Source organism: Sphaerisporangium sp. NPDC004334, assembly GCF_053602655.1.
The window spans coordinates 299,185-323,371 of the sequence record NZ_JBSGDZ010000002.1 but is presented as its reverse complement, the minus strand read 5'-3'; the positions used below and the strand labels follow the sequence as shown (position 1 = coordinate 323,371).

The following is a 24,187-nucleotide window of genomic DNA, read 5'->3' as shown; positions in this document are numbered from 1 at the left end:
TGGTCACGCTCCGTAATATGTCCTGGGTAACCGCGGGACCCGCGCCGGGTCCGGCCATCCTTCACCTCGCTGGATTGGCGCTCAGATGACGCTTCCCAAACACGTGTCCGACGGCGCGAGCGCCGGGATCTCCTGGTGCCACGCGCTGCGCTGCCCCCGCTGCCGGGGCCGGCTCCGCGACGAGGGCGACCTGCGCTGCGACTCCTGCGCGGTCACCTACCCCGTCGAGAACGGGGTGCCGCGCTTCGTCCCGCCCGACAACTACGCGGAGGGCTTCGGATACCAGTGGAACCGCCACCGGCTCACCCAGCTCGACTCCCACTCCGGCCTGTCCATCACCCGCGACCGGCTGCTGCGCGCGAGCGGCTGGTCCCCGGAGGACCTGCGCGGCCGGACGCTGCTCGAGTGCGGCAGCGGCGCCGGGCGCTTCACCGAGGTGCTGTGCCAGACCGGCGCCCAGGTGACCTCCTTCGACATCTCCAGTGCCGTCCAGGCCAACGCCGCCTCCAACGGCCACTTCCCCAACCTGCGGCTGGTGCAGGCCAGCGTGTACGAGGCGCCGTTCCCCGAGGAGTCGTTCGACTACCTGTTCTGCTTCGGGGTCATCCAGCACACGCCCGACGTCGAGCGCACCTTCAAGACGCTGTTCCGCTATCTGCGTCCCGGCGGCCGGTTCTGCATCGACGTGTACGCGGCGATGGTCGCCTATCCCCACCCGCGCCGGCTGCTGCGCCCGGTCACCAGGCGCATCCCGCCCGCCAGGCTGTACTCCGTGGTGGACAGGGCCGTGCCACGCCTGCTGCCGCTGTCCATGGCGCTGGGCGCGGTGCCCAAGGCCGGCCCGTACCTGGCGCGCCTGGTCCCGGTGGCCAGCCACCGCCACCTGGGCCTGACCGACCCCGAGATGATCCGCAACTGGTCGGTGCTGGACACCTTCGACTGGCTCGCGCCGCGCTACGAGCGGCCTCAGCCGCGCCGCCGCCTCGCGCGGTGGGCGCGGGAGCTCGGCCTGCGGGAGTTCTCCATCCGGCGCGACCGGGGTCTGTACGTGATCGGCGGCGTCAAGTAGATGTGCGGCATCGCCGGCACGGCGTCCCTGTCCCGGCCCGACCCGGCGCTGGTGCGCCGCATGTGCGACGTGATCTCCCACCGGGGCCCCGACGGCGAGGGGTTCCACGACGACGAGCACGCGTCGCTGGGCATGCGCAGGCTGGCGATCATCGACGTCGCGCACGGCGACCAGCCGGTCTACGGCGAGGACGACCGGGTCGTCGCGGTGTTCAACGGCGAGATCTACAACTTCGCCGAGTTGCGCGAGGAGCTGGCGCGGCAGGGGCACCGGCTGCGCGGCGCCGGCGACTCCGAGTGCCTGGTGCACCTTTATGAGCAGTACGGGGACGAGATGGTGCACCGGCTGCGCGGCATGTTCGCCTTCGCGGTGTGGGACCGCGACCGGCGGCGGCTGCTGCTGGCCCGCGACCGCGCCGGCAAGAAGCCGCTGTACTGGTGGGCGGACGCCGGCGCGATCCGGTTCGCCTCGGAGCTGAAGTCCCTCGCCCAGGACCCGGCGCTGCGCCGCGAGATCGACCCGGTCGCGCTGCACCACTACCTGAGCTACCAGTACGTCCCGGCGCCGTGGTCGATCTTCCAGGGCGTGCACAAGCTGCCGCCCGCGCACCTTGCGGTGTGGGAGGACGGCCGGGTGAGCGTGCGCCGCTACTGGCGGCCCGACCGCACGCCCGGGCCCCCGGTGGACGAGCGCGAGGCCGAGGAGCGGCTGCGCGAGCTGCTGCTGGAGGCGACCCGGCTGCGCATGGTGAGCGAGCGCCCCATCGGGGCGTTCCTGTCCGGCGGGGTCGACTCCTCGGCGGTGGTGGCCGCGATGGCCATGCAGAGCACCGAGCCGGTCAAGACGTTCTGCATCGGCTTCGAGGACGACCGCTACGACGAGCGGCACAAGGCCCGCATGGTCGCCGAGCGGTACGCCACCGACCATCACGAGCTGGTCGTGACGCCCGACCTGCTGGAGGTGCTGCCCCGGCTCGCGTGGCACTTCGACGAGCCGTTCGCCGACTCCTCGGCCATCCCGAGCTTCTACGTCGCGCGGATGAGCCGGCGGCACGTCACCGTCGCGCTCAACGGGGACGGCGGGGACGAGTGCTTCGGCGGGTACCGGCGGCACGCGCTGATGGCCCGGGCGGGGCGCATCCCGTCCCTGCCGCGCGCCGTCGCCGGGCCGTGCGGGCGGGCCGGGGCGCTGGTGTCCGAGCGCAGCGAGTTCGGCGGGCTCCCCCGGCGGCTCGGCCGGCTCATGCAGTTCGCCGCGACGCCCCCCGCCGAGCGGTATCCGCGGCTGATGTCGTGCTTCACCCCCGAGCAGAAGTGGCGGATCTACGGCGATGGGCTGCGCGAGCGGCTCGCGGGCGTGGACAGCCACGCGCTGCTGCGCGACGCCTTCGACTCCTCGGCGGCGGGTTCCGACCTCGGCCGGGTGCTCGACGTGGACACCCTCACCTACCTGCCGGACGACCTGCTGGTCAAGGTGGACATCACGACGATGGCCAACTCGCTGGAGGCCCGCTCGCCGTTCCTGGACCACCACCTGATGGAGTGGGCGGCCCGGCTGCCCGACTCGTGCAAGGTGCGCGGCAACCACACCAAGGTGCTGCTCAAACGGGCCGTCGCCCCCTGGCTGCCGCCGGGGCTGGCGCACCTGCCCAAGCAGGGGTTCGGCGTGCCGCTCGCCGCCTGGCTGCGCGGCGAGCTGCGCGAGCTGGCCTTCGACGTGCTCACCGACCACACCGCCCGGGTCAGGGGCCTGTTCCGGCCGGCGGCGGTGCGCGACCTGCTGCAGCGGCACATGAACGGCAGTGACCACGGACCCCGGCTGTGGACGCTGCTGCAGTTCGAGCTGTGGCACCGGGCTCATGCCGTCCCGGGCGGCATCGCCCTGGCCCGCACCGGGTGCCCGGACTCCTCCCTGGCGTACATAAAGGAGTGACAAGGACATCGCCGGGCACGGGCGTCCACGCCCGGCGACCGGCCTTCGTCTCGCCAAGCTTGCACGCATGACGCACACACCGTCCGTCGAGGACCGCGCAGGCGCCCTGATGGAGATGACGCCGGTCGTTCCGGCGCCTAGGCCGCCCAGGTGGCGGCCGCACCGGTCGCCGTGGCTTCCGAGCTTGACCCTGATCGTCCTGACCGCGGCGACGTTGAGCCGCTACGGGGTGTCCGCCACCGACATGGCGGTGTTCGGCGCCTATGTGGCGGCCGGGCTGGCGGTTCCCGGCACGTTGCTGGTGCGGGCCCTGTACGGCGGGGCGCGCACCCGCGCCGAGGAGATCGCGCTGGGGCTGACGCTGGGCTACGCCGCCGAGATCCTGTGCTACATGGGCGCCCGCGCCGCGGGAATGCCTCTGCTGGTGCTCGCCTGGCCGGTCGCCGTCGTGGCGGCGTTCCTCGCCGTCCCGCGCCTGCGCCGCCACTGGCGCTCCCCGGCCGTGCTGGAGCGGGCGCCGCTGTGGGCGTCATGGTCACTCGCTCTGGTGATGACGTTCCTGCTCGCCTGGAGCGCGCTGAACTTCTTCCGTACCCACGCCCTGACCTGGCCGGGGCTCGGCGCGGCGTCCATCGACATGCCGTTCCACCTGGCACTGATCGGCGAGCTGAAGCACCACATGCCGCCCACCTCCCCCATGGTCGCGGGCGAGCCACTGCTCTACCACTGGTTCGTCTACGCGCACTACGCGGCGGCGAGCTGGGTCACCGGGGTGGAACCGCTGGTGCTGCTGTGCCGCCTGGGCGCGCTGCCCATGCTCGCCGTGACCGTGGTTCTGGTCGGCATGACAGGACGGCGTGTCACGGGTTCTTGGGCGGGGGCGGCGCTCGCCGCCGCGGGCACCGTCTTCGTGGCGGTGCCCAGCCTGTACCTCGGCATCAACGGGTCGTTCACCTGGGGAGGCATCCCCGATCTGGCGTGGACGAGCCCCACCCAGACCTTCGGCGCCATGCTGTTCACCCCAGTGGTCCTCCTGCTCGCCGAGCTGCTGGAGGACGGACGCGGCGCCGGCCGGTGGGTCATGCTGGGCGTCCTGCTGCTGGCCGTGACGGGGGCGAAGGCTTCCTATCTGCCCCTGCTCGGCACCGGCCTGGTGGTCGTCGTCGTAGCCGTCGCGCTGAGGCGCCGCCGCCCGCCCTGGACGGCGCTCGCGGCGCTCGGCATGACCGGCGCACTGTGCCTGTTCGCCCAGGTCGTCCTCTTCAGCGGTGCCCGCCAAGGGCTGATCATCTCGCCCTTGTTCACGATGCGCACGACGCTGGGCGAGCTGACCGGCCTGGGCTGGGGGGCCCTGCCGCCGGTGGGGGCGGTGCTCGGTGTCACCGTGATCTACCTGCTGGGCTGGCTGGTGGTGTGCGGCGGGGCACTCGGCCTGCTCAGCCGGGCCGACGCCCTGGCCCGCCCGGGTGTGCCGCTGATGCTGGGCATGGGCGCCGCGGGGCTCGGCACGATGGCGCTGCTCGGGCATCCGGGCCGCAGCCAGCTCTTCTTCCTGTGGGGCGCCTACCCGTACCTGGTGATCGTCACGGTGCACGGGATGCTCCTGCTGCTGCGCCGGTCGGGTGTGCCGCTGAGGGCGACGGTGCTCGCCGCCGCGGCGGGGACGGCCCTGGCGTACGTCATCCCCCTGCTGTGCCGGGTGACCGTCCCGCTGAGCCCGGGAGCGTCCGTCACCCTCCTGTACCGGCCCTACATCGCTCTCACGGCCGTCGTCGTGGCGGTGAGCGTGGTGCTGGCGGCCCGGGCGGGAGCCCTGCGCGCGTGGGCGCTGGTGACGGTCATGCTGGCGGCCATCGGCCTGCCGGCGGACCTGCACGCGCGGGTGCTCACGAGCGCCGGCCGCCTGGCCGAGAACGGGCGGGTCACCACGGTCGTGCCGGCCGTCCGGATCCCCGACGGGACCCTCGTGGCCGCCCGGTGGCTGCGCGCCCACTCCCGCCCGGACGATCTGGTGGCGACGAACACCCACTGCGCGTGGGGAAGAGAGCATCCCTGCGCCTCGCAGCAATTCTGGGTCACCGCCCTGACCGAACGGCGCATGCTGGTGGAGGGGTGGACGTACACCGCGACGAACATGAGCCGCTGGGTCTCGCGGGGGCTGCCGGAGTACATCGCGTTCTGGGACGGCCGGCGGCTCGCGCTGAACGACGCGGCGTTCACCGCCCCCTCCCCGGAGATCCTCAGGGAGCTGCGCGACCGCCACCACGTGCGGTGGCTGTTCGCGGACACGCATCTGACGCGCCTCGGCATCGACGGGTACGCCCGGCCGGTGTTCCGCTCCGGGGACTACGCGATCTACGACCTGGCCGCACTCACCGGCCATGCACTTTGACCACACGCGCCGCCCGGGCGCTCCGGGCGTTCGCGGCCCACGCTCTTCGACCACACTCACGGCCCGAACCCTCCACGCCTTCGCGGCCCACGCCCTCTGAGCACGGAAGAGGTCACCATGCGGATCTTGCAGGTCGGATACCGGCTGCCGCCCGAGCAGGGCGGTCTGGAGCGTCACATCGCGCGTCTGTCCCGCGAGCAGGTCGCCCGCGGGCACGAGGTCGTCGTGGCCCACCGTCACGGCCGGGCGCCGGACGGCACGCGGGTCCTGCCACTCACTTCGACCCGGATGAGCAGGCTCGCCCGGAGGCGGTCCGACGTGCTGGCGTTCGCGCTGGAGTGCGCCCGCGCGCTGCGCGTCGCCGAGGAGCCGGACATCGTGCACGTCCACGGCGACCACCGCGAGACTCTCGCGCTCGGCCCGGTCGCGCGGCGGCTCGGCGTCCCGCTCGTGCTGAGCGTCCACGGCGCGATGACGATGCGCCACCTGCCGGTCATGCCGCTCGCCTTCCGCCACGTCGGCGACTTCATCGCCTTCGGCACCCGGCCCGCGCGGGATCTGCGTCAGGCCGGCGTGCCGGCGGCCAGGATCGTCACCATGTCGAGCGGCCTGGATCTCGGTCACATCGCCCGGTACCGCGGACAGCCGGTCGAGCCGGGTCTCATCGTGAGCGTCGGCTCGCTGGAGAAGGTGAAGAACCACGCGCTGACCATCGAGGCCTTCCACGACCTGCGCGCCTCCCATCCCGGCGCACGCCTGGTCATCGCCGGCGAGGGCGGCGAGCGCGGCGAGCTGGAGCGGCTCGCCGGCACCGGCCGCGGTGTCCGCCTGGCCGGGCACCTGCCGGAGAGCGAGGTGTACGCGCTGGTGGGCCGGGCGCAGGTGTTCGTCCTGGCCTCTCGCAGATTGTCCACCATCGGGGAGGGCATCCCCACCGCCGCGCTGGAGGCCCTCGCGCTGGGCACCCCGGTCATCCTGTCCTCGGACACCACCCTGGACCCGGTCGTCGAGCCGGGCGCGTACCAGACCTTCCGCAGCGGCTCGGCGCCTGACCTGGTGGACCGGCTGCGCGCGGTGCTGGATTCCGATCCCTCGCTCGCCGGGACCGTCGAACGCGGCCTGCGGGCGACGTCGGCCCTGGACTGGGCGTCGGTGGCCGCGCGCGTGGAGGACCGGTACGCGGAGCTGCTCTCCGGCGTGCCTCGCCTCCCGGCGAGCACTCCATGACCGCGCCGAGGCGTTCACCGCATGGCGGTCCCACCTCCGGACGAGCGCCCTATAGAGATGCCGTCCCCCGGCGAGCGTCCCATGGCGGCGCCGTCATCCCGCCCGTGCGGCCCGAGGGTCCGGCCGGTGCGGCGGCGGTCGCGGAGCGGCGCTCCAGAAGGCCCGCGCTGCGGGAGGCGCGAGTAGCCGTGGCGGGCGTGCGCGATCGGGTGGCCGGTCTGCCCCGGCCCGGCGGCGGCCACCTGCGGACCTTCTCCTCGCTGGCCGCCGCCGGGCTGGCCGAGGCCGTCCTGTCCTCGCTCAGCCTGGTCGCGCTGGTGCGGGTGACCGGCGCCGAGACCTCGGGACGGGTCATCTTCGCCCAGTCGATGGCGAGCGTCTGCTTCCTCGCCCTCGACCCCCGGCTGGACAACACCGTCCAGCGGTATGTGCCCATCGAGCAGTGCCGCGGCGGACGGGGGTTCGCGCTGTACCGGCGGCTGGTGCGCTGGGACGTGGGCGTGCGCGCCCTCGCGGCCGCGCTCTGCTGCGCGGGCGTCCTCGCGGCCTGGCTGCTCGGCCTGGCCGGCGACGACCTGGCCCGCATGCTGGTGCTCGCGTTCGCCGGGCGCGCGGCGCTCGCCGCCAACGGTGCGGTGCGCGCGTCGTTCTCCCTGGCCGACCGGCTGCACGAGCTCGGCCTGCTGCGCCTGGGCTGCGCGGTCCTCGCGTTCGCGCTGTCAGTGGGCGGGCTACTGGCCGGCGGCCCGCTGGCCTATCTGGCCGGGCAGGCGCTCGGCGCGATGCTGGCCGGCCTGGTGGTCGGCGCGCTCGGCACGCGGGCGCTGCTCGCCCGGCTCGGCCCGGCCACCGGGAGCGCGCCCATGCCGGCCGGCCTGGTCTCCTTCACCCTCAAGGCCTCCGGCGGCACGGCGCTGGCGGAGGTCTCCGAGTCCGGCATCCTCACCGTCGCGGGCGTGCTCGGCGGCTCGACGCTGGTGACCGTCCTGAAGATCGCCTCGGCGCCCGGGCGGCTCTACGCGACGATGGTGATGCCGGTCGCGTCCATGCTGTACCCGCGGCTGGCCCGCGCCGCGGCGGCGGGGCGGGAGCGGACGCTCGCCCGCCGGGACATCGCGCGCGCCAGCGTCCCGCTGGCCGCCGCCGGGGTCCTGACGCTGGCCGCGGCGCTGCCGCTGATCGACGACGTGCTGCGCGTGGTCTACGGGGCCGGGTACGCGCCCATCGGCCCGGTGGCCGCGGTGCTGGTCGCCGCGGCCACCGTCAAGGGGCTGGTGTGCTGGTCGAACGTGCTGCCGCTCGCACTCGGCCGGCCGGGCTGGCGGCTCGCCTACCTGGCGGGCGAGGGCGCGGCGCTGCTCGGGATGCTGCTGCTCGCCCGGTGGGCCTTCCCCGGCCCGATGGGCACCGCGCTGTGCTTCGCCTGGGGGACGCTGGCCGCCGCGGTCGCCGGGGCCGCGGTATGGGCGGCCCTGCTCCGGCGGATCTCGGCCGCCCGCCGCGAGCCCGCGGCGGAACGCCCCCCGGCCCTGACCTCCCCCTGAGCGTCCGTCCCCGCCATCTGGAAGCTTCGAAGGCAGCCGCCTGGAGATGCGCGGGCGCCGGGCGCGCGGGCGGGGGCCCGCGTCAGGGGTGGCGGGTGAGCGCCAGGTGCTGGTACAGGTCTTCGAACCACTCGGCGGTGCCCGCCATGTCGACGCTGTGCGCGCTGGCCGACGCGCCGTCGCGCAGGCGGCGGTGCACCACCGGGTCCATGGCCCGCAGCAGCCCTCGCGCCAGGTCGCGGGCGGAGCCGGGCCTGGTCAAGATGCCGTTCCGGCCGGAGTGGACCAGCTCGGCGATGCCGCCGACCTCGGTGGAGACCACCGGGACCCCGGCCGCCAGCGCCTCCATGACCACGACGGGCAGCGCCTCGTGGGCGGAGCTGAGCACGACCAGGTCGGCCGCCGCGGCCAGCCTCCTCGCGCCCGGCACCCGGCCGAGGATGCGCACGGCGCCCGCCACCCCGTGCCGTTCGACGTCGCGGGCGACCTGGTCGCGCAGGGGGCCCTCGCCGGCCAGCAGGAACACCGCGTCCGGCCGGGCCCGCAGCACCTCGGCGGCGGCGCGGACGAGCAGGGCGTGGTCCTTCTCCGGGCGGAAGTTGGCGACGCAGGCGATGAGGAACGCCTCCGGCGGCACGGCGAACTCCCGGCGGGTGGCCTCCCGCCGCGCCGCCCAGTGCCGCAGCTCCTCCACGTCCACCCCGTGCAGGCGGGTCAGCACGCGTCTGGCGCCCCGCGTGGACGGCGAGCGCGCCACCTGCGAGGAGACCGCGACCGTCCCGTCGTCCAGCCACCGGGTCAGGCGGTCCAGCGCGGTGCTGACCGCCGAGGTGACGCGCTCGGCGAACACCGTGCCGGTCCGGCGGCTGTAGTGCACGGTGGACACCAGGATCGGCCGGCGGCGGCTGAGCCGCACGAACGGCCGCAGGACGACGGCGGGCATCGGCGAGTGGACGTTCAGCACGTCGGGGGCCAGGCGGCGCACCGTGACGACCAGGCGCGCGACGGCCAGCGGGCGCGGGCCGTGCCCGAGGTTCACCACGGGCACGCCGGCGTCGCGCAACTGGCCGATCAGCTCGGCGGTCGAGGCGCGCAGGCACACCACCGTGTAGGCGGTGCCGCCGCTCGCGGCGCGGCGGAGCCGTTCGACCAGGAGCGTCTCGACGCCGCCCACGTCCAGCGTCTTGACCACCTCGCACACGCGCAGGGCGCGCCGGGCGGGCCGCCCGCTCATCGCGGCGACCCTTCGGGCACCGGCCGGTGGGCGCCCGGGCCCGCCCCGGCCCGCGCGGCCTTGCGCGCGTCCCGCACATGCCCGGACCAGGCGACCGCGGCCAGCAGGCTGGTGACCATGACGATCGGCATGCGCTGGCGGAAGATCAGCCCCACGTTGGCCATCGTGGTCGCATAGACGATGGTGCTCGGCACGATGAACAGCAGCAGGAAGCAGGCGGTCGCCCGGTCCTCGCGCCACAGCCACACGACTCCGCGCACCGCCCAGAAGAGCAGGAAGTACCAGACCAGCACCTCGATCTTCCCGAGCTGCAGGGTCAGGCTGCCCCCGGTCCACGGGAAGGGGGACAGCAGCGTGTACATCAGCTTCGGCCCGAGCCGGTTCCACGGGTTGCCGCCGTCGTCGAAGATCACGCCCGAGCCGCCGACGGCGTTGCCGCGGCGCACCAGCTCCGACTGCCCGTAGTCGAGCTGCTCCTGCATCGCCTCGACCGGCGGGGTCTCGGCGAGATCGGCGAACGGCAGCACCATCAGCAGCGCGGCGACGATGAGCAGAGAGCGCACCGACAGCACCCTGCGCAGTCCCGCGAAACCCAGGGCGACCGGCATCGCGCACATGAACACCATGTACGGGCGCACATACCACAGGGCCCACAGCGCCACGGCGAGCAGCGCCACCTTGCGCATGTCGAACCGCCGCAGGTTCCAGGCGCCCAGGCCCAGGCAGGCGACGACGAGCAGGGCGTTGAAGCCGTCCTTGAACATGTCGGAGGTGTGCAGGACGAACGCCGGCATGAAGGCGGTCAGCACCATCAGCTGGAACGCGGCGCGGCGGTCGGCGCCCACGAGCAGGGCGAAGCGGTACATGACCAGGCACAGCGCGCAGGCCAGGAACGCGACCAGCGCCGTGCAGGCCAGCGGGGCGGGGCCGCCGCACACGTACAGCACCAGGGCGAAGGCGTTGCACGGGATGGCCGCCGCGTACAACGACGGGATGTCGTCGGAGGTGACGAACTGGAAGCCCTCGCGCTTCCAGAAGGCCACGACCTCGAGCGCCCTGGACTCGTAGGTGATGTTGTCGCCGCCGTAGGGGATGACGTGGTTCTGCATCACCAGGATCTGCACCGCCAGCCGGACGGCGAAGGCGAGGAGCAGCACCGGCAGCACCCGCCGGGCCGCCTCGGCATCGACGCTCGTCTGGATCGTGCCGATGAGCAGCAACGCCGCGGCGGCAACGATGACATATTCCATGGAAGGGCACCCTCAGTTCGAGATCACGCCGCGGCCGTCCGGTCGCCCGCGACGGGCCGCCGGGCACGGACTCCGCGAGGCGACGCTAGCCGCCGTGAATACGGGGCGCCGTGCCCGGCGGACGTCGGCGGTTCGACCATTACCTTGGTTTGCGGACTCTTTTCGCTCACCCTGGTGCGCCGAATTCGGGGCCGCGCCGCTTTCGACGGCCATGCATGGGATTTCCGGGGTCACGACCCGCTTTCGCGGTAATTCAGGGGATTCCCCGCGCCGCCCCGGGCCACCGTTCACCGCTGTCACCAGCGACAATGCGCCAACACGAGCCGCCACCCGCCGGCGCCCGCCACACGCATACGGTGCCGGGAATGCCGATCGATCATGCGCAGGTAGGGATAGGGAAAACATTTCGCCACCACCATGACGGTGTCGGCGAACAGAGCAAACGGCCAGCTAGCTTCTCGGAGGTGACCAGTCGGATACGTGTCATGGAAATCATCGCCCGGATGAACGTGGGCGGCCCGGCCACCCAGGTGTCGGGGCTGTGCAAGCTGCTGGACGCCGAGGAGTTCGACCACCGCCTGTACACCGGCCACGTCGACGACGGCGAGGGCGACCGCCTGGTCTTCGGCGACGCCGGCCTCGCCGTGCACCGCGTGCCCGGCCTCGGCAGGTCGGTCAACCCGGCCGGCGACCTGCGCGCCCTGTACCGGCTGGCCGGCACGATGCGGTCCTTCCGCCCGCACATCGTCCACACCCGCACCGCCAAGGCCGGCGCGCTCGGACGGCTCGCGGTCTCGCTGTCGGGGGTCGGCGCCGCGCGGGTGCACGTCTTCCACGGCCACCTGCTCGAGGGCTACTTCTCGCCGCCGAAGCGGGCCGTCTACGTAAACGCCGAGCGCTTCCTCGCCACCCTGTCGGACCGGCTGGTGACCGTCGGCGCGCGCGTCCGCGACGACCTGCTGCGCAACCGCATCGGCCGCCCGGAGCAGTACGTGGTGATCCCGCCCGGCGTGCGCCTCGGCCCGGTGCCCGACCGCGCCGCGGCGCGCACGGCGCTCGGGCTGCCGCCCGGCGCGCCCGTCGTCGCCTACGTCGGCCGGCTGACCAGGATCAAGCGTCCCGACCGGCTCCTCGAGGTCGCCCGCGAGGTGCTCGCCCGCGTGCCCGGCTGCCGGTTCGTCGTCTGCGGAGGCGGCGAGCTGCGCGAGCAGGTGGAGCGCGAGGCCCGCTCCCTGCCCGGCCCGGTGGACCTGCTGGGCTGGCGCCGCGACGTGGAGACGGTGTACGCCGCCGCCGACGTGGTGCTGCTGACCTCCGACAGCGAGGGCACCCCGCTGAGCCTGATCGAGGCGGGCATGACGGGCACGCCCGTCGTCGCGACGCGGGTCGGCAGCGTCGCCGAGGTCGTCCGCGACGGGCGCACCGGCCTGCTCGCCGCCCCGGACGCCGGGGAGCTGGCGGCGCACACCGTGCGGCTGCTGTCGGACCAGGAGCTGGCCCGCCGCATGGGCCGGGCGGCCCAGGCGTGGACGACCTCCGCGTTCGCCGTGGAGCGGCTGGTCGCCGACACCGAGACCCTGTACCGATCGCTGCACGGCGCGTCCGACCACCGCCGCTCGACCCCGGAGACGAGCACCCCATGAGAATCCTTGTGACCGGAGGCGCCGGCTTCGTCGGCGCCAATCTGTGCCGCGCGCTCACCGCCCTGCCCGAGGTGCGGCGCGTGACGGTGCTGGACGACCTGAGCACCGGCCGCCTGAGCAACCTCGCGGGCCTGGACGTCGACTTCGTCCAGGGCAGCATCCTGGACGCCGACCTGCTGGCCCCGCTGGCGGGCGAGGCCACGACCGTGGTCCACCTGGCCGCGCGGCCCTCGGTGCCGCGCTCCCTGGAGGACCCGCTGGCCTCGCACAACGTCAACGCCACCGGGACGCTGCAGGTGCTGGAGGCGTGCCGCGCGGCCAGGCCGCACGTGATCGTCGCCTCGTCCTCCTCGGTCTACGGCGACTGCCTGGAACCGCGCAAGCACGAGGACCTGCCGGCCCGCCCGCTCAGCCCGTACGGCGCGAGCAAGCTGGCCACCGAGGCGTACGCGCTGGCCTACGGACGCAGCTTCGGCCTGCCGGTGCTGCCGTTCCGCTTCTTCAACGTGTACGGCCCGCTGCAGGCGGCCGACCACGCCTACGCGGCGGTCATCCCCACGTTCGTGTCGGCCGCCCTGGACGGCAGGGCGGTGCCCGTGCACGGCGACGGCCGCCAGGCGCGGGACTTCACCTACGTGGGGTCGGTGACCGACGTCATCGTGCAGGCGACCCAGCGCCGCGTCACCAGCGCGACGCCGGTGAACCTCGCCTTCGGCACCCGGGTGTCGCTGCTGGAGCTGCGCGACATCCTGTCCGCGGTGCTCGGCGAGCCCGTCGAGACGGCCTTCCTCCCGGCGAGGACGGGCGACATCCGCGAGTCACAGGCCTCTCCCCGCCTGCTTCGCGACCTGTTCCCGGGCGTGCGTCCCATGTCGCTGGCCGACGGGCTCCGCATGACCGTGAGCTGGTTCGAACAAGCCATGAGATCCCAATCTGCGTCTCACATGTAATGGGAGAAGTCGGTGAGCACCCTGACAAGGAACACCTACTTGATCACCGGAGGCAGCGGTTTCGTCGGCTCGCATCTGGCCGACGCGCTGCTCGCCCGCGGCGACCGTGTCGTGATCTTGGACAACCTGTCCACCGGGCGGCTGGCGAACCTGCGCCCGCACCCCGACCTGCGCTTCGTCCAGGGCTCGGTCCTTGACGAGCTCGTGGTCGACGAGCTGGTCCACCAGTGCGACATCGTGGTACACCTGGCGGCCGCGGTCGGCGTCAAACTGATCGTCGAGCAGCCGTTGCGGTCACTGACCACCAACATCCGCGGCTCGGAGATCGTCATCGAGGCCGCGCACCGGTACCGCCGCAAGATCCTGGTCACCAGCACCAGCGAGATCTACGGCAAGAACTCCTACGGCCCGCTGCGGGAGGACTCCGACCGCATCCTGGGCAGTCCGGCCGTGGTCCGGTGGGCCTACAGCACCGCCAAGGCCGTCGACGAGATCCTGGCCAACGCCTACCACAAGGAGCGCGGCCTGCCGACGATCATCGTGCGGCTGTTCAACACCGTCGGACCCCGGCAGAGCCCGGCCTACGGCATGGTCATCCCGCGCCTGGTCCGCCAGGCGCTCAGCGGCGATCCGCTCACCGTCTACGGCGACGGCACCCAGACGCGCTGCTTCGCCCACGTGGCCGACGCGGTCGACGCGCTGCTGCGGCTGCTGGACCACGAGGCGGCGATCGGGCAGACCTTCAACGTCGGCTCCGCCGACGAGATCAGCATGCTGGAGCTGGCCAAGCTGATCATCGAGCACGTCGGCTCCACGTCGGGGATCGACCTGATCCCCTACCACGAGGCCTACGAGCAGGGCTTCGAGGACATGACGCGCCGCGTGCCCGACACCGGCAAGCTCCGCGCGCTCACCGGCTGGACGCCGCGCCGCGACCTGGACGAGATCCTCTCCGAGATCATCGCCGAGGCCCGCGAGGACCTCGCGGTGTCCGCGCGGTGAACGCGGCGATCGGCCTGGCCTCCATGGCGAGCGCCTGCGTGCTGAGCGCGGCGGCCACCCCGGCGCTGAGGCGGCTCGCGCTGCGCTGGAACCTCAGCGACCGTCCCGGCGGCCACAAGGCCCACGACCACCCGACCCCCTACCTGGGCGGCCCGGCGATCGTCCTCGGCACCGTCGTGCCGACGGCCGCCGCGCTCGGCCTGGCCGACCTGCGGATCACCGCGATCGTCCTGGCCGCGACGGCGATCGCCGCGCTCGGCCTGATCGACGACATCGCCTCGCTGCCCGTCGTGACCCGCCTGACGGTGGAGTCGGTCGCCGCGGGCGGCGTCGTGCTGTCCGGCGTGCACGTCACCGTGACCGGGCAATGGGTGGACGGGTTGATCACGGTGATGTGGATCGTCGTGATGACCAACTCCTTCAACCTGCTGGACAACATGGACGGCGCCCTCGGGACGGTCACCGCGGTCACCGCGGCCTTCCTGGCCGCGGCCGCCCTCATGAGCGACCGGCCGGCGTTCGCGGTGCTCCTCGGCGCGCTGGCGCTGTCGTGCCTGGGCTTCCTGGCGCACAACTGGCCGCCCGCGAGGATCTTCATGGGCGACTCGGGGTCGCTGTTCATCGGCTTCACCCTCACGTGCTCCTCGGTCGCCGTGGAGACCGGCCGGGCGGCCGGCACGACCGCCGCCGGGCTGCTGCTGTGGACCTTCGTCGCCGTGGTGGACACCGGCGTGGTGCTGGTGTCGCGGATCCGCGCGGGGCGCTCCCCGCTGTCGGGCGGCACCGACCACCTGTCCCACCGGCTGCGCCGCATGGGGCTCGGCTCCCGTGCCGTGCCCGCGGCCCTCGGCGCGGTCGCGGCGGTGCCCGGCGCGCTGTGCCTGGCGATCGCCGTGGGATGGGTGCCCGCGCTCGCCGCGGCCATCGTCACCGGCGGCGTCGCCACCCTCCTGATCGGCCTGCTGCAGGGCGTGCCCGCCTACGCGCCGGCCGGTCCTGCCGACAACCTCGCAAAAATCACCGAAAGGCGGCGATGACCAGGTGGATCTGCTCTACTTCGTACGACTTGCGCGCAGAGGCTGGATGGTGCTCGTGCTGTCGCTGGTCCTGTCGGTGACCGCCGCGCTCGTCCTGACCGCGCGGACACCGCCGAAGTACGTCGCGACGATCACCATGATGGTCTCCGGCTACGACAAGGTGGGCAGCCTGACCACCGCCTACCAGGCCGGGATGCTGTCGACGCAGCGCGTCCAGTCCTACGCCAACCTGCTCACCAGCCGCCGCGTGGTGGGCCAGCTCGCCGGCGGCGAGCAGGTCACGCGCCTGCAGGAGGCCATCAAGGCGGAGGCCATCCCGGCCACCATGCTGCTGCGCGCCACCGTCACCGACGCCGACCCCGTGCGCGCCGCGCGCCTGGCCAACACCCTGGGGGCCAGGTTCACCCGGGTGATCGACCAGATCGAGCGGCCCACCCGCGACAGCCGCCCGGCCGTGCGGGTCACGGTGGTGGACAGCGCCGACGTCCCGAAGGTGCCGGTCACCCCCCGGCCGCTGGTCAACCTCGGCCTCGCCCTGCTCATCGGGCTGCTGGTCGCCTTCAGCACGCTCGTGCTGCGCGACCGGCTGGACACCACGGTGAAGTCCTCCGAGGCGCTGCAGGAGAGCGCCGGAAGCTCGGTGCTGGGCGTGATCGGCTACGAGAAGGACGCGCGGCACCACCCGCTGATCGTCCGGGAGAACGGCCGGTCCACGCGCTCGGAGGCCTTCCGCTCGCTGCGCACCAACCTGCAGTTCATCGGCGTCGACCGGCGGCCGAAGTCGCTGGTCGTCACCAGTTGCCTGCCGAACGAGGGCAAGTCCTCCACCTCGGCCAACCTGGCGATCACCCTGGCCCAGGCAGGCTGGCGGGTGATCCTGGTGGAGGGCGACCTGCGCAGCCCGCGCATCCCCCACTACCTGGGCATCGAGGGCTCTGCCGGGCTCACCGACGTGCTGATCGACAAGGCGGCCCTCAAGGACGTCATCCAGCCGTGGGGCCCGAGCGGCCTGTCGGTGCTCCCGGGCGGCCAGATCCCGCCCAACCCCAGCGAGCTGCTCGGCTCCAAAGGGATGCGCGCGGTGCTGGCCGAGCTCGTCGCGGACTACGACCTGGTCATCGTCGACGCGCCGCCGCTGCTGCCGATCACCGACGCCGCTGCGCTGGCCGCCGTCTGCGACGGCACGCTGCTGCTCGCGCGCTACGGCAAGACCCGCCGCGAGCACATCGCCCGCGCCGTGGAGACGCTGGCGTCGGTCAACGCCCGCCTGGTCGGCACGGTGCTGAACTTCGCTCCGGGCAGGCGCGGCGGGTACTACGGCTACGGATACGGCTACGGGGCCGAGACCGCGCCGCGCGAGATCAGGACGCCGGTCAAGGTGTGAGCAGCCAGAACGGGACGGCGAGCGCTCCGGCGATCAGCCGTCCCGCCGCCCGGTAGGCGCGCAGAGAGCGGCCGTAGGGGTCGCCGATGTCGGGCTGGTCCACCCGGACCAGCCCGCGCCGCGTCCGGGCCTCGGCGACCAGCGCGCGGGCACGCGGCCCGAGATCCAGGTGGCGGTCCACCGCCCCGGCGGGCACGGCCCCCGTCAGCACGCCGAACTCGGCGATCGTGAAGGCCCGTCCCGCGGCGGCCGGGCACATCGCCACCGCCGCCGCCCGGTGCTCGCGCGCGGCGGCCAGTACCAGGTCCGCCGCCTCCACCATCTCGGCCGTCAGTCGCCGGGCGCGGAATCCCGCGTGGTCGCCGCCGAGCTCGGCGAGGACCCGCGCGGCGTGCCCGGTCATCGGCTCCCCCGCCAGGGCATGGCTGCCCGCGCTGGCGACCTCCAGCGCCGGACAGGGGCCGAGGGCCGACCGGGTGAGCCGCTCGGCGAGCGGGGAGCGGCAGATGTTCCCCGTGCACACGAACAGGATGCGGAACCGCGTCAGGCCGGCCGGGTCCGGCGGAGCGCCGAGGTCCCTCCAGCACCGCCGCCCGCACCCCTCGTGCCCGGGCGGCACGACACCCGCCGCCCCGCCGCCGCTGCCGCCGCTCACCGCCGCCGAATGCCCCATGAGGCGACGCTAGATCGGCCCCGCGCGGCGGCCGGAGCCGACGCGCCGTCCTTGGGTCTTTCCTGCCGCGGGGACCTCGCGCCGGCGGCCGGACGCCGCACGCGGCGGGCCGCGCGCGGCGCGATGGCGGCCCTAGGATGCGCGGCCGCCCGGAGCCGGCTCTAGGAGGCGCGGCGGGAGCCGGCTCTAGGAGGTGCAGCCGCCCGGGGCGGTCGTGACGCTGGTCCGCTGCGGGCGGGCCAGCGGCTGCACCGGGGTCAGCGGCGGCTCGGCGGAGGCCGGCTCGACCAGGTCCAGGCGCACGGTGCGGGTCTGGCGGGGCCCGAGTTCCAGCAGCGTCGAGTAGACCGGATGCGAGCGCTCGACGTCGGTGGACATCTGCACGGGCACGCCGTCGACCGACGCGCCGCTCAGCTCGGCGCCGACCCCGGCGTACAGCGACACCCACAGCAGGTTGGACCCCACGGGGTGGGTGTCCGGGCCGCGGTCCAGCCTGCCGGTCACGTAGGTGGGCAGCGTCACGGCCGGCACGTTGTTGGTCAGCCGGACCTGCACGCTGCTCGTCCGCCGCCCGTCGCGGCACGGGCCGAGCTCGTACGAAAGCGAGCGGTCGAGGTAGTAGTCGAGCTTGCCTCCGGCCGAGTTGTTGACCACCAGCCCCGCGTACGGTCCGGGCCGCCGGGGCAGCACGCCGCCGATCGCCGAGGAGGACAGGCGGCGCTGCTCGGCGTCGTGCCGGCTCCAAACCTGGATCCTGCGGTCCTCGACCATGGGCTTCAGCACGGGCAGCACCTGGGCCGGCTCGGCGAACGAGCGGGGCAGCGCCTGACCGACGGCCCTGGCGATCGAGATGAGGTAGCGCTTGCGCTCCAGGGGGTCGGGGTAGCGGGCGTAGGCCGCGCGCTCGGTCAGGTCGACGACGTTGGCCGCGGTCACCTTCTCGCCGCCCGGCAGCGTGACCGGCCCGATGAGACCGAGGATGTAGGACAGGCCGACCGGGTCGATGGCGATCGCGCCGTCCAGCCGCCGGCCGGTCCGGCGCTCCCACAGCGCGGTCCAGGTCCTGGCGGCGTAGGGGAAGTGCGGGGAGAGGTTGGAAATGGACAGCATCTCCAGCGCGCCCGGGCCGTAGCGGGCGCGGAAGGCGCGGCCGTGGTCGGCGACGGGGCCGGGGCCGGGGCCCATGCCGGTGTTGGCGGCCAGGCGCGTGACGCGGGTCCGGCCGCGGTCGGCGGACAGGATGCCGAAGGCGCCGACCAGCCCGCCGGTCCCCCGCGACTCGGCGTTGGTCTGGAAGGCCAGGAAGTAGCGGCGCGGCCCGTCGTTGCCGAGCATCGGCGGGATCAGCGCGGCCGCCGTGGCCGCGCCGCCGATCCAGCGGCGCAGGCGGTCCAGCTCGTACAGAGCGGCGCCGCGCGCCTGGTCCACCGAGGCCGCGCCGGTGCGCGCCGGGGTGGCGGCCAGCCGGGCGTGCGCCCGGGCGAGCCGGGCGGCGGCGCCGTCGAGAACCGGTGCCGCCGCCGTGAGCCCGTCCAGCAACTGGCGCATGTCGTCGGTGGAGCCCGGCGCGGCCGTGAAGAACGACGTGCCGGTCCGCTGCACCCCGGTCAGCGCCTCGGTGATCTCGGCGGCGCTCTCGGCCAGCCCCCGCACCGTCGTGGCGCCCTCACCCACCACGGGCAGGTGGGTGAGCAGCGTCCAGTCGGGCCCGCTGGTGAGGCGCCGCGCCTCGGCCGCGTGACGGCGGGCCTGCGCCAGCGTCACGGCGATCCGGTCGAGGTCGCGGGCGCTCATCACCGCGCGGAGGTGCACCAGGGAGTCCCTGGTCGCCTGCAGGTGGTCGCGGACGCCGAGTCCCAGGTGTGCCGACCATCCCGCGGACGAGACCAGGGCCAGTGCGGAGAACACCGAGCCGGCGAGGATGAGCCGGCGTCGCCGGCTAGCGCGCACCAGCGGTTCGGCGGCGCCGCTTGGAGATCACCACACCGGCCGCGCCCGCCACGAGCAGGACCACGCCCGCCCCGGCCACCGCGGCCACGGGCGCGCCGGTGAAGGGCAGGCTCCGGCCGGCCGGCTGCGCCGCGGCGTGCTCCTGGCCGCCGCCGCCCTGCCCGCCGCCGTGGTCGCCGTGGTCACCGCCGCCGTGGTCGCCGCCGGCCTCGGACTCGGCGCCCTCGTGGCCGGGGCCGCCGAACTCGTGGCCGCCGTAGCCGTCGTGGCCGGACCAGTCACGGTGGCCGCCGCCGTGGTCGTCGGCGCCCTCGACGTGGAAGAGCTTGTCGGCCTTGATGATCTCGTTGTGGTCGTCGGAGTGGTGCTGGTGGTCGTCCACATTCCGGTCGATGTCGTCGACGGAATTCGGCGTCGTCTCGATTTCCTCGTCATGGTGACCGCAGAATCGGTGCGGGTGACGCGTGACGACATTGCTCGGCGGCGAGACGTTTCCCGCGGCATCCCTCGCCCGCACGAAATAGGACACCCTCTCGCACAGGCGGCGCCGGTCGATGAAGGTGGTCACGTTGCCCGGCACGCTGCCGATGAGCCGGAACGGCGAGGTGCTGGCATAGATGTCGTAGGCGACCACGCCGCTCGGCGGCGGGTAGAACGGCGGGTCCGTGGAGGGATCCCACCTCAGGATGATGATCCCGGGAATCCTCTCGAACAGCCGCAGGTTTCTCGGCGCGGTCGGCGGCTGGGTGTCGGGTGCCGCCTGCGCGGCGAGTTTCAGTGCGGACGAGTGGGTCTCCACGGCCGCCATCGCGACCGATCCGGTCGCGGCCCCACCCGTGAGCACCGCTGCCAGAAGAATAGGTACCGCATATTTCCGGGCCATTCAGGACTCCCCGATGGACAATGATTCGGGCCATAGAGACATCGCCCATCAGCAGGGCGACATGTCGATGCATCCCGTTGTATCCACTTGGGCCGAATGGCCGTGCGCCGCCGCACGCCTATTACGGAAAGATCGATCCCGGTATTCCCCCCCTTTGCCGGACAGGAAAAGCCCCCGCCGTGGGAGGGGTGCACGGCGGGGGCTTTCCTGTCGGGGAAGGTGTCCGGTTCTTCCCGTTTCCGGGCCGGGCCGCCCCGGAGGACGGACCGGTCCGGCGGTCCGGCCCGAGGGGCCGGACCGGCGGGCTCAGCGGCCGACGTTGGCGGCGTGGCCGATGGCCAGACCGCTGTCGGTGTCGAAGAAGTGGAAGTTGTGGGTGTCCACCACGAGCTCGATGTTCTGACCGGAGCGGGCGTGGCTGCGGGAGTTGACGCGGGCCGTCCACAGCGACTTGTCGCCGACCAGGGGCAGGGCCGCGTCGTCGTCGTCGCCGGTGTCCTGGGCGGCCACGGTGTCGCGGTGCTCCACGGGCGGGGCGTCGATGAGGAACAGCACGTTGATCTCGCTGCCCAGCTCCTCGGTGACCTCGACGCGGGTCGGGATGTGCGCCCAGCCGTTGGAGTGGCCCGAGGCGGAGGCGGCGTCCTCGAAGTCGGAGGGGCGGATGCCGAGGATCAGCTTCTTGCCCAGGTACTGGTCCAGGCCCGGCTTCTCGGCGAAGCTGGAGTCGGGCACCGGGAGCTTGTATCCGCCGAAGACGACGGCGGCGCCGCCGTCGTCGCGCACCAGCTCGGCGTTGACGAAGTTCATGGACGGGGAGCCCATGAAGCCGGCGACGAAGAGGTTGACCGGGGCTTCGAACAGGTTCTGCGGGGTGTCCACCTGCTGGAGGATGCCGTCGCGCAGCACGCAGACCCGGTCGCCCAGCGTCATGGCCTCGACCTGGTCGTGGGTGACGTAGACGGTGGTGACGCCGAGGCGCTCGTGCAGGGTGTTGAGCGAGGCGCGCATGGAGACGCGGAGCTTGGCGTCCAGGTTGGACAGCGGCTCGTCCATGAGGAAGGCCTGCGGCTCGCGGACGATGGCGCGGCCCATGGCGACACGCTGGCGCTGACCACCGGACAGGGCGGCCGGCTTGCGCTTGAGATACTGCTCGAGGCCGAGCATCTTGGCGGCTTCCTGCACCCGCTTGGAGATGTCCGCCTTGGGCATCTTGCGAAGCTTGAGGCCGAAGGCGAGGTTCTCCTCGACCGTCATGTGCGGGTAGAGGGCGTAGTTCTGGAAGACCATCGCGATGTCGCGGTCCTTCGGCGGCAGGTGGTTGACCACGCGGTCGCCGATGGCGATCTCGCCGCCGCTGATGTCCTCAAGACCGGCGATCATGCGCAGGGCCGTCGACTTGCCGCAACCGGACGGGCCGACGAGGACCATGAACTCGCCGTCGCGGATCTCGAGGTTGAGGCCGTTCACGGCCTTGACACCGCCGGCGTAGATCTTGTCGACGTTGCGCAGAACGATATTTGCCATGGCCGTCCTTCGTGCGTCCGGGGTGCCGCCGGATGTGGATACGTTTTCATGAATCTCACCGGAACCGGACATCTCTGTCAAGCCCTTCCGGAATAGTGGCTTCTCACACTCTTCGGATGGGCCCCCTGGCTTGGCTTGCCGGTGGAACTCATGATGGAATCGTTTCCATGAGACCGATCGGGCAGCGTCGCACGACCATCAAGGACGTGGCCGAGGCGGCCGAGGTGGGCGTCGCCACCGTGTCGCGGGTGCTGTCGGGCACGGGGTCGGCCAGCCACGAGACCAGGGAGAAGGTCCTGGCCGCCGCGGCACGGCTCGACTACCGGCCGAGCGCGCTCGGGCGCAACCTGCGCCGGCGCCGCACGGGCGGCATCGGCCTGCTCGTCCCCGACATCACCGACGTCTTCTACGGACGGCTGGCCGACGGCGTCCTGTCCTGCGCCCGGTCGGCGGGTGAGCCGGTGATGATCGGCACCACCGGCGACGACCCCGAGCGCGAGGCCCACCTCATCGGCACGCTCATCGAGGAGGGCCTGGACCGGGTGATCGCCGTGCCCTCCGGCGACGGCGAGATGTGGGTGCCGGCCCTGCGCTCCGGGCTCGGCGTGGTCTTCGCCGAACGCCCGGTGCGGGGCGCCGAGCACGTCCCCTCGGTGGTCACCGACGACCGCACCGGCGTGCGCACGGCGGTGGAGTACCTGGCCGGGCTCGGGCACCGGCGCATCGCCCTGCTGGCCCGGCACGGCCAGGCGCAGCGCGTGCGCGCGTTCCGCGAGGCGCTGGCCGCGCGGGCCGTGCCCGTCGACGAGGAGCTGATCGTGCACGCCCACGCGACGCGCGACTCCGCCTACGCCGCCGCCGCCGGGCTGCTGCAGCACCGCTCCGACATCACCGCCCTGGTGGCGGGCGGCAACCTGCTCGGCGAGGCGGCCGTCCTGGCGGCGCGCGAGCTGGACGTGCGCGTGCCGCGCGACGTGTCGCTGATCATGTTCGACGACGTGCCGTGGGCCGAGCTGTGCCATCCCCCGCTCACCGTCATCTCCCAGCCAGCGCAGGACATGGGCTACCGCGCCGCCGAGCTGGTCCTGCGCGAGGGCCGGCGCGCGCGCACGGTGACCCTGCCCACCGAGCTGATCGTCCGCGCGAGCTGCGGCCCTCGCCGCTGACCCGCCGGGCGTCCGGGTCATGTTCCGGGCATCGCCCCCTCACGTACCACCGCCAATCCCACGAAACCTTCCGGAAAACGGCATGCACCGCGGACGCGGCTCGCCGGGCGGGATGTCGCGGTAGTCCGGTATTCGCGGGTGGTGTCGCCCGAAACCTCAACTGTGCGGCATTTCCGCGTCATCCGCGGATCACGGCGGGCGCCTCACGGGGCAACCGGGCCCCGCGAGACGGCAGAGATGTGCCGCGCCGATCGCAAACAACCGTCCGAGGCGTGTCGCGGATCGCCGGCGGCGGGCGCGGCGGCTACTAGAAACCGCCCTAGAACCCGTCGCGGCGCCTTCCGGGGACACCAGGTGTGTCTCAACCGATTCCGGAACGGCCACGCGGACGTCCTGCCGCCCGAGCCATGGGCGGGGGACGACGGCGGCCGCCGCGTGCGGCCGCCTGCCGCACGCGACCCGACGAATAGGACCGAGTTGGACAGTAACCGCGCTTTTCGTGGCGCAGTCGCGGCCGTCATCGCCGCCACCGTCCTGAACGGGACGGCCGGAGCGGCCCAGGCCATCGCGGAGTCGGAGGCGACCCCCGGCTCCACCACCGTCGGAGCGGCGGAGCGGGCCGTTCCTGACACCGGACCGGCCGAGCCGGTCTCGGCGGCGCCGGACGGCGCCCGGTCGCACACCACCACCGCCTGGCCGGGGAACTCGGCCTGGTCCCTGAGCCGGCCCCGGGTGCCGGTCTGGACCCGGGCGGGACTCACCACCGGCCTCGTCGAGGCGGCCCGGCCCGCCAAGGCGGGCAGGGCGGCCACAGCCGCCGCGACGGCCGGCGCCGCCAAGAAGGCGGGAGCGGTCAAGAAGGCCGGAGCGGCCGAAGCCGCCACGACGGCCAGGGCGAGGGCCGCGAGCGGGACGGCGCGCAAGGCCGCCGTCGTGCACCGCGGGACCTGGCGGACCTCCGCGCGACCACAGATCCGCGCGTGGGCGCCCACGACGCCCAAGGGCAGGAACAAGGCGATCGCCTACCGGCTGCTCACCCAGCGGGCCTGGCCGGTGACCCAGTTCCGCTGCCTGGACAGCCTGTGGACCAGAGAGAGCAACTGGAACCACCGGGCGCAGAACCCCTCGTCGGGGGCCTACGGAATCCCGCAGGCGCTGCCGGGGCGCAAGATGGTCGGCATCGGGCACGACTGGCGGGTCAACCCCGCCACCCAGATCAGGTGGGGCCTGAACTACATCAAGGGCCGGTACGGCTCACCGTGCGGCGCCTGGGGTCACTTCCGCTCGCACAACTGGTACTGAGCCGACGGGAGTGCCCAGGGGA

General features: G+C 73.3%; 18 protein-coding genes. 12 read left to right on the top strand and 6 right to left on the bottom strand.

All coding sequences use genetic code 11. From position 1 onward, the window contains the following. Positions 1-85: 85 nt before the first annotated feature. The 5 genes from ACWEN6_RS03335 to ACWEN6_RS03315 all read left to right on the top strand — a co-directional run bounded on the left by ACWEN6_RS03335 (position 86) and on the right by ACWEN6_RS03315 (position 8,164). Entirely contained in the window at positions 86-1,069 is a 984-nt protein-coding gene (locus ACWEN6_RS03335) for a methyltransferase domain-containing protein (RefSeq protein ID WP_452568743.1), read from the top strand. Further along, the gene (gene asnB, locus ACWEN6_RS03330; protein WP_452568742.1) at positions 1,070-3,001 is read left to right on the top strand and encodes an asparagine synthase (glutamine-hydrolyzing); all 1,932 of its coding nucleotides are present in this window, start codon (positions 1,070-1,072) and stop codon (positions 2,999-3,001) included. A gap of 184 nt (positions 3,002-3,185) precedes the next feature. Further along, positions 3,186-5,393, top strand: a complete 2,208-nt coding sequence (locus ACWEN6_RS03325) for a hypothetical protein (protein WP_452568741.1) — start codon at positions 3,186-3,188, stop codon at positions 5,391-5,393. 117 nt (positions 5,394-5,510) lie between these two features. Further along, the gene (locus tag ACWEN6_RS03320; protein ID WP_452568740.1) at positions 5,511-6,620 is read left to right on the top strand and encodes a glycosyltransferase family 4 protein; all 1,110 of its coding nucleotides are present in this window, start codon (positions 5,511-5,513) and stop codon (positions 6,618-6,620) included. 104 nt (positions 6,621-6,724) lie between these two features. Next, positions 6,725-8,164, top strand: a complete 1,440-nt coding sequence (locus tag ACWEN6_RS03315; protein ID WP_452568739.1) for a hypothetical protein — start codon at positions 6,725-6,727, stop codon at positions 8,162-8,164. Between the two features lie 82 nt (positions 8,165-8,246). Here the strand turns inward: ACWEN6_RS03315 and ACWEN6_RS03310 are convergent, their stop codons facing one another. Both ACWEN6_RS03310 and ACWEN6_RS03305 read right to left on the bottom strand, forming a co-directional pair. Continuing rightward, positions 8,247-9,398 (bottom strand): glycosyltransferase, encoded by a 1,152-nt coding sequence (locus tag ACWEN6_RS03310; RefSeq protein WP_452568738.1) that lies wholly within the window; start codon positions 9,396-9,398, stop codon positions 8,247-8,249. Continuing rightward, positions 9,395-10,648 (bottom strand): hypothetical protein, encoded by a 1,254-nt coding sequence (locus ACWEN6_RS03305; protein WP_452568737.1) that lies wholly within the window; start codon positions 10,646-10,648, stop codon positions 9,395-9,397. Before ACWEN6_RS03305 ends, ACWEN6_RS03310 begins: the two co-directional genes overlap by 4 nt. Before the next feature lie 485 nt (positions 10,649-11,133). Between ACWEN6_RS03305 and ACWEN6_RS03300 the strand changes: the two genes are divergently transcribed. From ACWEN6_RS03300 to ACWEN6_RS03280, 5 genes are read left to right on the top strand one after another with little or no spacing between them, the layout of a single operon-like run. Beyond that, positions 11,134-12,291, top strand: coding sequence for a glycosyltransferase (locus ACWEN6_RS03300; protein ID WP_452568736.1), 1,158 nt, complete (start codon positions 11,134-11,136; stop codon positions 12,289-12,291). Next, the gene (locus tag ACWEN6_RS03295) at positions 12,288-13,241 is read left to right on the top strand and encodes an NAD-dependent epimerase/dehydratase family protein (RefSeq protein ID WP_354927173.1); all 954 of its coding nucleotides are present in this window, start codon (positions 12,288-12,290) and stop codon (positions 13,239-13,241) included. Before ACWEN6_RS03300 ends, ACWEN6_RS03295 begins: the two co-directional genes overlap by 4 nt. A 12-nt stretch (positions 13,242-13,253) precedes the next feature. Further along, positions 13,254-14,243, top strand: a complete 990-nt coding sequence (locus ACWEN6_RS03290) for an NAD-dependent epimerase/dehydratase family protein (protein WP_452568735.1) — start codon at positions 13,254-13,256, stop codon at positions 14,241-14,243. After that, complete coding sequence (locus tag ACWEN6_RS03285; RefSeq protein WP_452568734.1) at positions 14,240-15,280, top strand: glycosyltransferase family 4 protein; 1,041 nt, start codon at positions 14,240-14,242, stop codon at positions 15,278-15,280. The genes ACWEN6_RS03290 and ACWEN6_RS03285 overlap by 4 nt, the downstream gene beginning before the upstream one ends. Before the next feature lie 4 nt (positions 15,281-15,284). Beyond that, on the top strand, positions 15,285-16,664 hold the full coding sequence (locus ACWEN6_RS03280; protein ID WP_452568733.1) for a polysaccharide biosynthesis tyrosine autokinase: 1,380 nt from the start codon (positions 15,285-15,287) through the stop codon (positions 16,662-16,664). Here the strand turns inward: ACWEN6_RS03280 and ACWEN6_RS03275 are convergent. From ACWEN6_RS03275 to ACWEN6_RS03260, 4 genes are all read right to left on the bottom strand, one after another. Then, positions 16,654-17,337 (bottom strand): arsenate reductase/protein-tyrosine-phosphatase family protein, encoded by a 684-nt coding sequence (locus tag ACWEN6_RS03275; RefSeq protein ID WP_452568732.1) that lies wholly within the window; start codon positions 17,335-17,337, stop codon positions 16,654-16,656. The genes ACWEN6_RS03280 and ACWEN6_RS03275 overlap by 11 nt on opposite strands. Before the next feature lie 186 nt (positions 17,338-17,523). After that, positions 17,524-19,245 (bottom strand): DUF4012 domain-containing protein, encoded by a 1,722-nt coding sequence (locus ACWEN6_RS03270; protein ID WP_452568731.1) that lies wholly within the window; start codon positions 19,243-19,245, stop codon positions 17,524-17,526. Positions 19,246-19,276: 31 nt separating this feature from the next. Then, on the bottom strand, positions 19,277-20,170 hold the full coding sequence (locus ACWEN6_RS03265; RefSeq protein WP_452568730.1) for a hypothetical protein: 894 nt from the start codon (positions 20,168-20,170) through the stop codon (positions 19,277-19,279). Positions 20,171-20,476: 306 nt separating this feature from the next. After that, positions 20,477-21,697 carry an ABC transporter ATP-binding protein gene (locus ACWEN6_RS03260; RefSeq protein WP_354927185.1) on the bottom strand — a complete coding sequence of 407 codons (1,221 nt, stop codon included), beginning with the start codon at positions 21,695-21,697 and terminating at the stop codon, positions 20,477-20,479. A gap of 167 nt (positions 21,698-21,864) precedes the next feature. Here ACWEN6_RS03260 and ACWEN6_RS03255 point away from each other — a divergent pair, with 167 nt between their 5' ends. Beyond that, positions 21,865-22,863, top strand: coding sequence for a LacI family DNA-binding transcriptional regulator (locus tag ACWEN6_RS03255; RefSeq protein ID WP_452568729.1), 999 nt, complete (start codon positions 21,865-21,867; stop codon positions 22,861-22,863). 477 nt (positions 22,864-23,340) lie between these two features. Beyond that, a complete protein-coding gene (locus tag ACWEN6_RS03250) occupies positions 23,341-24,165 on the top strand; it encodes an aggregation-promoting factor C-terminal-like domain-containing protein (RefSeq protein WP_452568728.1) in 825 nt (274 codons plus the stop codon). Positions 24,166-24,187 lie beyond the last annotated feature (22 nt).